The sequence below is a fragment of the Albidovulum sp. genome (genome assembly GCF_049646345.1).
Taxonomy (GTDB): Bacteria; Pseudomonadota; Alphaproteobacteria; order Rhodobacterales; family Rhodobacteraceae; genus Albidovulum.
On the sequence record NZ_JBARVQ010000711.1, the window covers coordinates 1 to 8461 of the forward strand.

At 63.1% G+C, this 8461-nt stretch carries 7 protein-coding genes; 4 read left to right on the forward strand and 3 right to left on the reverse strand.

Going from position 1 to position 8461, the window contains the following annotated elements; genetic code table 11:
* Positions 1 to 51: 51 nt before the first annotated feature.
* Entirely contained in the window at positions 52 to 861 is an 810-nt protein-coding gene (gene dapB / locus WBB85_RS18530; protein WP_432640076.1) for a 4-hydroxy-tetrahydrodipicolinate reductase, read from the reverse strand.
* Between the two features lie 107 nt (positions 862 to 968).
* Here dapB and rbfA point away from each other — a divergent pair, with 107 nt between their 5' ends.
* The 4 genes from rbfA (at position 969) to WBB85_RS18550 (ending at position 5238) form a co-directional block, all read left to right on the forward strand.
* Positions 969 to 1397: a 30S ribosome-binding factor RbfA gene (gene rbfA / locus WBB85_RS18535; protein ID WP_432640071.1), complete on the forward strand. Its 429-nt coding sequence runs from the start codon at positions 969 to 971 to the stop codon at positions 1395 to 1397.
* The gene (locus tag WBB85_RS18540; RefSeq protein ID WP_432640072.1) at positions 1378 to 2118 is read left to right on the forward strand and encodes a phosphodiester glycosidase family protein; all 741 of its coding nucleotides are present in this window, start codon (positions 1378 to 1380) and stop codon (positions 2116 to 2118) included. The genes rbfA and WBB85_RS18540 overlap by 20 nt, the downstream gene beginning before the upstream one ends.
* A gap of 52 nt (positions 2119 to 2170) precedes the next feature.
* A complete protein-coding gene (gene truB / locus WBB85_RS18545; RefSeq protein WP_432640073.1) occupies positions 2171 to 3073 on the forward strand; it encodes a tRNA pseudouridine(55) synthase TruB in 903 nt (300 codons plus the stop codon).
* Positions 3074 to 3390: 317 nt separating this feature from the next.
* Complete coding sequence (locus tag WBB85_RS18550; protein ID WP_432640077.1) at positions 3391 to 5238, forward strand: CARDB domain-containing protein; 1848 nt, start codon at positions 3391 to 3393, stop codon at positions 5236 to 5238.
* Between the two features lie 80 nt (positions 5239 to 5318).
* On the opposite strand, the gene WBB85_RS18555 is transcribed toward WBB85_RS18550, so the two are convergent.
* Both WBB85_RS18555 and WBB85_RS18560 read right to left on the reverse strand, forming a co-directional pair.
* On the reverse strand, positions 5319 to 7295 hold the full coding sequence (locus tag WBB85_RS18555; protein ID WP_432640074.1) for an FAD-dependent oxidoreductase: 1977 nt from the start codon (positions 7293 to 7295) through the stop codon (positions 5319 to 5321).
* A gap of 117 nt (positions 7296 to 7412) precedes the next feature.
* The coding region (locus WBB85_RS18560) for a trimethylamine methyltransferase family protein (RefSeq protein WP_432640075.1) at positions 7413 to 8461 on the reverse strand (1049 nt) is incomplete at its 5' end.

Here is an 8461-nt window from a genome sequence, read left to right on the forward strand (position 1 = left end):
GATCAGGCGTTTTGCCGGGATTGGGCTGGCTGATCCGGCCGGAAGCGATGTTCAGATCCCAAGCACGTCCAGCATATCGTATTCGCCGGGCTTCTGATTCTGCCCCCAAAGCGCGGCCTTCAGCGCACCGCGGGCAAAGATACCCCTGTCGGTGGCAAGGTGGCGGAGCACGATCCGTTCGCCCTCGGCGGCAAAGATCACATCATGTTCACCGACCACATCGCCGCCCCTGATCGCCGCAAAGCCGATATCGCCGCGCTTGCGGGCGCCGGTGATGCCGTCGCGGCCAGAATCGCGGTGATCGGCGAGCGCCACGCCGCGCCCCTCTGCCGCCGCCTCGCCCAGCATGAGCGCGGTGCCAGAGGGCGCGTCGACCTTCATCCGGTGATGCGCCTCGACGATCTCGATATCCCAGTCGGCATCAAGGGCTGCCGCAACCTTTTTCGTGAGCTGGGTCAGCAGGTTGACCCCAAGGCTCATATTGCCTGCGCGCACGATGACCGCATGGCGCGCCGCCGCCCTTATTTTTGCCAGATGCACCTCTTCCATACCGGTCGTGCCGATCACATGGACGGCCCGGGCCTGCGCCGCGAGGGCCGCGAATTCCACCGTCGCGGCGGGGGCGGTGAAGTCAATCACCGCCTGCGCCTTGGCAAAGGCCTGAAGCGGGTCGTCGGTCACCACGACCCCGATCGCGGCCCTGCCCATCGCGGTGCCCAGATCGCGGCCAACCCAGTCGTGGCCTGTCCGTTCCACGGCACCGACCAGCCGCGCCCGGTCCGAGGCGAGGATCGTCCTGACCAGCATCTGACCCATCCGGCCGGAAACACCGGTTACAACGATACCGGGTAAATCTTGGATGTCGGTCATGGTTGTCTCCTGCCTTGGCTTCGGTTTCCTTTAGCCGTTGCCGCCCCCCTTGGCAAAGCCCCGTTGCAGCCGCCCGGAAGCTGGATTACAGGGGAACCATGGCTACGAACCGCTTTTCATCCGGCTCAGGTCCGACCCAACGTCAGCTTCGCGTCGGCGAACTGATGCGCCGGACGCTTTCGGAGGTATTGCAGCGGGGCGACGTGCATAACGACGTCTTGCGCGCGATGTCGATCACCGTGGGCGAAGTGCGGGTTTCAGCCGACCTTCGGGTGGCAACGGTCTATGTCCTGCCGCTCGGCGGCAAGGATGCCGATGAGGCGATGGTCGCACTCAACCGTTCGAAGGGCGAGCTGCGCCATCATGTCGGCAAGGCGATGAAACTGAAATTCGCGCCGGAACTGCGGTTCATGCTGGACGAGACCTTCGACCGCATGGACGAAACCCGGCGGCTTTTGTCGGATGAGCGGGTGCAGCGCGATATCGCAAAACCTGACGATGAAGACGATGATCAGGATCTGGGCTAGGGCCGCAGTCGCGCTGATGCTCATGGCCGGTGCCGCGCTGGCCGAAACCTGCCGCGACATGGTGTTCGAGGATCAGTCCTATGCGATCTGCGATGTGACCGTTGGCGCTGATCTGCAACTGTTCCTGACCGGGGCGGACGACCGGCCCATTGGCACGTTCGACCGGCTGCGCGATCAGGTGGAGGCCGGGGGGCAGCGGCTGGTCTTTGCGATGAATGCCGGCATGTATCATTCCGACCGCGCGCCGGTCGGGCTTTATATCGAGGCCGGGCGCGAAGTGGCGCCCATCGTGACCGCCGAGGGGCCGGGCAATTTCGGGCTGTTGCCGAACGGGGTTTTTTGTATCGGGACCGACAGCTTCGCCGTCGTGGAATCCCGCGCCTTCGCGGCTGCGCCGCCGGATTGCGCCTTTGCCACCCAGTCTGGCCCGATGCTGGTCATCGACGGCGCGCTGCATCCGCGCTTTCTGCCCGATTCCGACTCGCGTTATGTCCGCAACGGCGTTGGCGTCAGCGCCGACGGGCAACGGGCGGTCTTTGCCATTTCCGACGCGCGGGTCACGTTCCATGAATTCGCCCGGCTCTTCCGCGACGGGCTGGGCCTGCCCAACGCGCTTTACTTCGACGGCAAGGTCTCGCGCCTTTATGCGCCCGGGATCGGGCGCGACGATATCGGCTTTCCGATGGGGCCGATGGTGGGGCTTCTCGCACCCGGGCGTTGACGCCGCGCGCCGCATTCGGTAGCTGGCGGCCTTCTTCTGTAAGGAACAAGACATGGCACGCAAGAAGGGTCGCGACATTTCCGGCTGGCTGGTGGTGGACAAGCCTGCGGGCATGACCTCGACCTCGGTCGTGAACAAGGTCCGCTGGGCGCTGGATGCCAAGAAGGCAGGCCATGCCGGAACGCTTGACCCCGACGCAACCGGCGTGCTGGCCGTGGCTTTGGGTGAGGCGACCAAGACCGTACCATACATCACCGATGCGCTGAAATGCTACCGCTTCGCGGTGCGGCTGGGCGTGGCCACAAAGACCGACGATGCCGAGGGCGAGGTGATCGCGACATCCGAGGCGCGGCCCACGGATGACGAAATACGCACCGCTTTGGCCGCGTTCCGGGGCGAAATCATGCAGGTTCCGCCGCAGTTTTCCGCCGTGAAGGTCGACGGGGAACGGGCCTATACCCTTGCCCGCGCGGGGGAAGAGATGGAATTGGCCGCCCGCCCTCTCTGGGTCGAAAACCTTGAGATGACCACGCGGAAGGATGCCGACACGGTCGAGTTGGAAATGGTCTGCGGCAAGGGCGGCTATGTCCGCTCCATCGCCCGCGATCTGGGGGCCGCCCTTGGCTGTCATGGCCATGTCACCTGGCTGCACCGCGAATGGTCGGGCCCGTTCGAGGCAAGTGATGGGGTCACGGTCGAGAAGATCGACGAACTGGCCAAAACAGAGGCCCTCGATGCGCTTTTGTTGCCGCTTGAGGTCGGATTGGCCGACCTGCCGGAACTGAAGGCGACGCCGGAAGGTGCGGCACGGCTGAGAAACGGCAATCCCGGCATGGTCTTTGCCTCGGACGTGGACTGGGGCGATGAGGCCTGGGCCAGCCATCAGGGCCGGGCCGTCGCGGTCGGGGTCTACAAATCGGGCGAATTGCACCCGAGCCGGGTCTTCAATCTCTGACATCTGAACCGTAGGGCTGACCGCCCCACCGGCAATCTTCCCCAGAAAACCGCGGCATCCGGCAGGTTTCAACCTGACCGTTCGCCGCGCTCACGGGATGCGTCAGAAGGTCAGAGCATGCATGTTTACCTGTAAGCCTCTGATTGAGTAATTGACTCTGATCAGAGCGCGACACTCCGAGAAGATCGGTCGGCCCAAAACCGGCCAAAAGGCCATTAAATAAATATATTTTGTGACCAATACCCAAGCACGACCCTATCCATATGTTACCATTTTGACGGGAGTTTCATTATGCCAAACCCAAGGGAAACGGCGGCCTGACAGGCAATAAACACAGCAATTCGATCACAGGCGGAACCGCAGATGACCTGATTTCCGGTCTGGGAGGCACCGACACCCTGTCGGGCCTCGACGGCAATGACACTCTGGATGGTGGCACCGGCAATGACAGCCTTTTGGGCGGCGCGGGCGACGATCTGCTGCTTGGTGGTGCTGGCGACGATACTCTGGCCTCAGGCCCCGGTAACGACACGGTGGATGGCGGCACAGGCAGCGATGTCGCGATACTTGAAGGCAATCGCGACAGCTATACGGTTCAGCAGATCGATGCGGTCACGGTTCAGGTGACAGGTGCGGGTGGCACGGTTCTGTTCACCAATGTCGAAAGCTTCACTTTCGACGATGTAACGATGAGTTTTGACGAACTGGTCTACATCCCCGTTCCGAACCTTGCCGCCGGGGGGCTGAGCCTGTCGGACACCTCGCTCGCACCCGGCGAAAGCGGCATTGTCAGTTTCGACGTGATCTCGGACGGCGAAACCGATTCGAGCGCCGGTGCCGTGTTGGAAATCGTGACGAGCGCCGGGGTACCCGTCACCACCGTGAGGCTTGCCGACATTGCAGCGCTCGGCGCGGGCCAGAGCACATCGCTCAGCTTCGATCTTGCCAGCCTTGATCTGCCGCCGGGCGACTATTCCGTCCGCGCGGTAATCGATCCGTCTGACGTACTCAATGAGCTGGACGAAACCGACAATACGTCCGCGTGGCAGAGCTTCACGGTTGAAACGCCGGTCCACGACGTCGCCATGACCTCTGTTGGGATCAACGCAGCGGCATCGGACTTTGACAACAACGGCGGGGCCACGCTTGTCTTCGACATCGCACTCTCGAACAACGGAAATGTCGACAGTGGCTCACAGAACGTACAGCTTTACATAACCGTCGCGACTGCCGGAGGCGGAACCGAACAAGTGCTGATCGACACAGTTCCAGTATCGCTCGCACCAGGTGGAACCTTGACCCTCAGCCATACTGTTGCGCTTGACCCGTCGATCCCGGCAGGTAGCTGGCAAGTGACTGCCGTGCTTGATCCTGCCAGCGGGCAACCCGACGACAACACCGGAAACAACAGCGCCACAGCGATGGTCACGCTGGTCGGCGGCACTACCTATGGCACCGGCGGGGATGACCTGATGGCGGGCAGCGCAGTCGATGACATCATTCTCGCAGGCGCGGGCAATGATACGATCCTGGCGAGCGGCGGCAGCGATACGGTCGATGGCGGGGCCGGACACGACACGCTCGATCTGTCAGGACTTGACCATGGCGTGGCGATTTCGGGCGGTGTCGGTCAATCCGGCACGATCGCGCCGGATTGGGACCTTGACGTCACGATCATGAATTTCAGCGGGATTGAAACCGTGATCGGAACCGACTTCGACGACGACGCGATCTTTTTCAATTCCGACGCTTTCGTATTCCATGCAGGCGCTGGCAATGACAATGTTTACGGCTCGGATCACGGCGATACGCTGAATGGCGGCGATGGGGATGACGTTCTGATCGGCCTTGGCGGTGACGACGTGATCTCACTGGGTGAGGGCAACGACATCTACTATCTGGCCTATTTCTACGCGAGCGAAGGCTTGGCTCAGGGCGCGGATGTCGTAAGCGATTTCAACGCGGCCGAGGATCAGCTCTATTTCGGATATGATGCCAGTTCCGGCCCCGTCAATCCGCTGGCGCTGGCAACGCAGACTGCCGAGGGTGTGCTTTTTGACTACGGCACCGGCAGTTCGGTTCTCTTGCTCGACGTGGATCTTGCCGATCTCAACGCAATGAATGTCATCGCGTATGACATTGAGCTGGTTGGGGTTGGCGTATAACGAACGCAGCCGGGGCATTTAGGGGTGCCCCGGCCCTCACGGACGGCCGTGCATCCCCGAGCATCCAGACGGGAGTGCTGTCAGAGACTAAGTCCGACCTTCCGGCCTTCGTGGAACGCATAGGGCGCCTGCCGGGGCGCGGCGGCATCGCCGATGAGGTGGGTTTCGATGCCGTCGAGGTCGGTCGAGAGCGGGTCGAAGGCGCGGTTGGTCGTCGACATGACGAGTGCGGAGGCGTCGATCCGGCTCTCTGCCCCGGTCAGCATGTTGTGGATCGTCGCGCCATTCCCATGCCATTCGGCGATAAGGTGTTCGGTCAGGAAGGTGACGCCGAGCTGCGCAAGTCGGGGCCGCAGCGGGATGTCGGATGAGGTGCGGGCCAGTTCCTTGCCGATGAAGGGTTCGGGCGTGACGATTGTCACCTTCAGGCCGCGCTCGGCCATGGCCCAGGCGGTGCCCAGCCCGCGCCAGTGGCCGCCCTCGTCATAAAGGATCACATGATCGCCGAGCTTCGCCTCACGCCGCATCACGTCCTCGGGCGACCAGACATTGCCCCTGTCTATGCCGGGCAGCCGGTCTGCCCCCGGCATCCAGCGCTGGAACCCGTCCTCATCGGGCAGTGATCCGGTGGCGAGCACCACGGCCTCCGGTTTCAGCGCGCGGATGTCTTCGGCCTCGGCGTAGCTGTTCAGATGCAGCCGGACCTGCAGCTTTTCGAATTGCCGCTCATACCAGTCCATCAGGTCGAGGATCTGCGCCCTGCGTGGCTGTTCGCCCGCCAGCCGGAACTGGCCGCCGATCCTCGGTTGCGCTTCGAAGATATCGACGCGGTGGCCGCGTTCTGCGGCCACCCTCGCGGCTTCCAATCCCGCCGGGCCAGCGCCCACGACAACCACGCGGCGCTGCTTCTCGGCGGTGGTGAACCGGTCGCCGCCCCATTCGAATTCGCGCCCCGCAGAGGGGTTGATCAGGCAGGAAATCCAGTAATCGCGGCTGCGACGCCCCCAGCACATCTGGTTGCAGGAAATGCAGCCCCGCACGTCCTCGGCCCGTCCCTCGGCGGTCTTCCGCGCCAGATGCGGATCGGCGATCTGGCCGCGCACGATGGAAACCAGATCGGCCTGCCCCGAGGCGATTACCGCCTCGGCATTTTCCGGCGTGCGGATATGCGCCTCGGACGTGATCTTGGCGTGCTTGACGACCTTCTTCAGTTCTTCGGTAAAGGGGGCGGTCAGCTTTTCGCCGTAAAGGAAGGTCGGCATCAGCCGCTGGAAATCAAGATAGCCGCCATGGCCGCAGGTGACATAGTCGATATGGCCGGTGGCATCGTGCAAGGACACAATCTCGGCCAAAGCCTCGCCCTGAAGCGTCACGTCATAGGCGTCCGAGGTGCTGATCGCGAGGCCGATGATGAAATCCTCGCCGCAGGCCTTGCGGATGCCCTCGATGATCCGCCGCGACATGCGGGTGCGGTTTTCCAGGCAACCGCCCCATTGGTCGGTGCGCTTGTTCGACCACGGCGCCCAGAACTGGTCAAGAAGCGAATGGTAGGCGCCCCAGACCTCCACCCCCTGAAAGCCGCCTTTTTGGCAGCGGACGGCAGCGGCGATATGGGCCGCGATCAGCTCCTCGATCTCGGCCTCACTCATCGCGTGCGAGCCGTCGCTGTCGTGATAGCTCGGCCCGCCCGACGGCCCCCAATGAGGCGAAACGCTGAGGTCGGAATCGCCGTGCGAACCGATATGATAAAGCTGCTGCAGAAGCACCGCGCCTGCCTCTTTCACCGGCTCGGTGATACGGCGGAAATGTGGAATCACGTCGTCGGTGCCGTGGCGGAAATTGCCGCGGGTCAGAACGCCCGTGCGGTGCACCGGCATCGGTTCGGCCACGATCATCGCGGCGCCCCCCAACGCACGCTCCAATAGATAGGCGCCAAAGCGCGGCCCCGGCAGGCCCATATCGGACATGTTCGCGGTATGGGCGCCAAAGACGATGCGATTGCGCAGCATCTGGCCACGCAAGGTGATCGGGGAAAGAAGGTGGGGATGGGTCGTCATCGTTTGGCAGAACTCTTGCTTGAGCCTTCGGGGGTGAGCCCGTCCCGGGCCTGACCCGGGACCTCTTGCCGAGCCCGGGCAGAGGCCCCGGAACTTGTCCGGGGCAGGGCCCGGGCCTCAGTACCACGCGTCGGGCATCGAGGCCTTCTTCTTGGTCACGAATTCCTTCAGCGCCTCGTCGATCCCTTCATCAAGATGCGGTGCCTCATATTCGCGCAGGCGCTGCTTCCAGAGCCGGTTGGCCCGCGTGGCCGCATCGTCGCCGCCAGCGGCCTCCCATTTCTCGAAAGGCTCGTTGTCGGCGGTCTCAGAGTCCCAGAACGCGGTCTCGTAATTCGCCATCGTATGGGCACAGCCGAAGAAATGATTGCCGGGGCCTACCTCGGCAAAGGCATCGACCGCCAGCTGATTGTCGTCGATCTTGATCCCGTCGAGATAGGTATGCAGCGCGCCACACAGATCCGCGTCCAGCATGAACTTCTCATAGGACATGGAAAGCAGGCCATCGAGGAAGCCCGCCGAATGCAGGATGAAGTTCGCGCCGCAATGCACCGCGGCCAGCATCGACATCGTGCCCTCGGTCATCGCATGGGCGTCTGGCAGTTTTGAGGTGGTGAAATTGCCCGAACAGCGCAGGGGCAGGTTCAGGCGGCGGGCGAGTTGCCCGATCACCATGGACCCGATTGCCGGTTCCGGCGTGCCGAAAGTGGGCGAGCCGGAGCGGAGCGACATTGACGACAGGAAATTTCCGAAGACAACCGGCGCGCCCTTACGCTCCAGCTGGGTCATCGCGCAGCCCGCCATGGTTTCGGCCAGCGACTGCGCAATCGCGCCCGCATTGGTCACTGGCCCCATCGCGCCACCAAGGATGAAGGGCACGACAACGGCGGCCTGACCCGCGCGCGCATAGGCGCGAAGGCTCTTTGTCATCGTGCCGTCCCAGACCAGGGGCGAGTTGACATTCACATTGCCCATGATGACGCAGTTCTGATCGACAAAATCCGCGCCAAAGACGATCCGCGCCATGTCGATGCTGTCCTCGCTGCGCTCCTCTGCGGTGACCGAGCCGAGGAAGGGCCGGTCGGAATAGCGGATATGGGAATAGACCATGTCGAGATGGCGCTTGTTCACCGGCACATCGGTCGGTTCGCAGATCGTGCCGCCGG

Bases quoted from the DNA above. Each gene is read 5' to 3' on its own strand.
- rbfA (WP_432640071.1), top strand. From the start codon at position 969: ATGGCTACGAACCGCTTTTCATCCGGCTCAGGTCCGACCCAACGTCAG.
- WBB85_RS18540 (WP_432640072.1), top strand. From the start codon at position 1,378: ATGATCAGGATCTGGGCTAGGGCCGCAGTCGCGCTGATGCTCATGGCC.
- truB (WP_432640073.1), top strand. From the start codon at position 2,171: ATGGCACGCAAGAAGGGTCGCGACATTTCCGGCTGGCTGGTGGTGGAC.
- WBB85_RS18555 (WP_432640074.1), bottom strand. From the start codon at position 7,295: ATGACGACCCATCCCCACCTTCTTTCCCCGATCACCTTGCGTGGCCAG.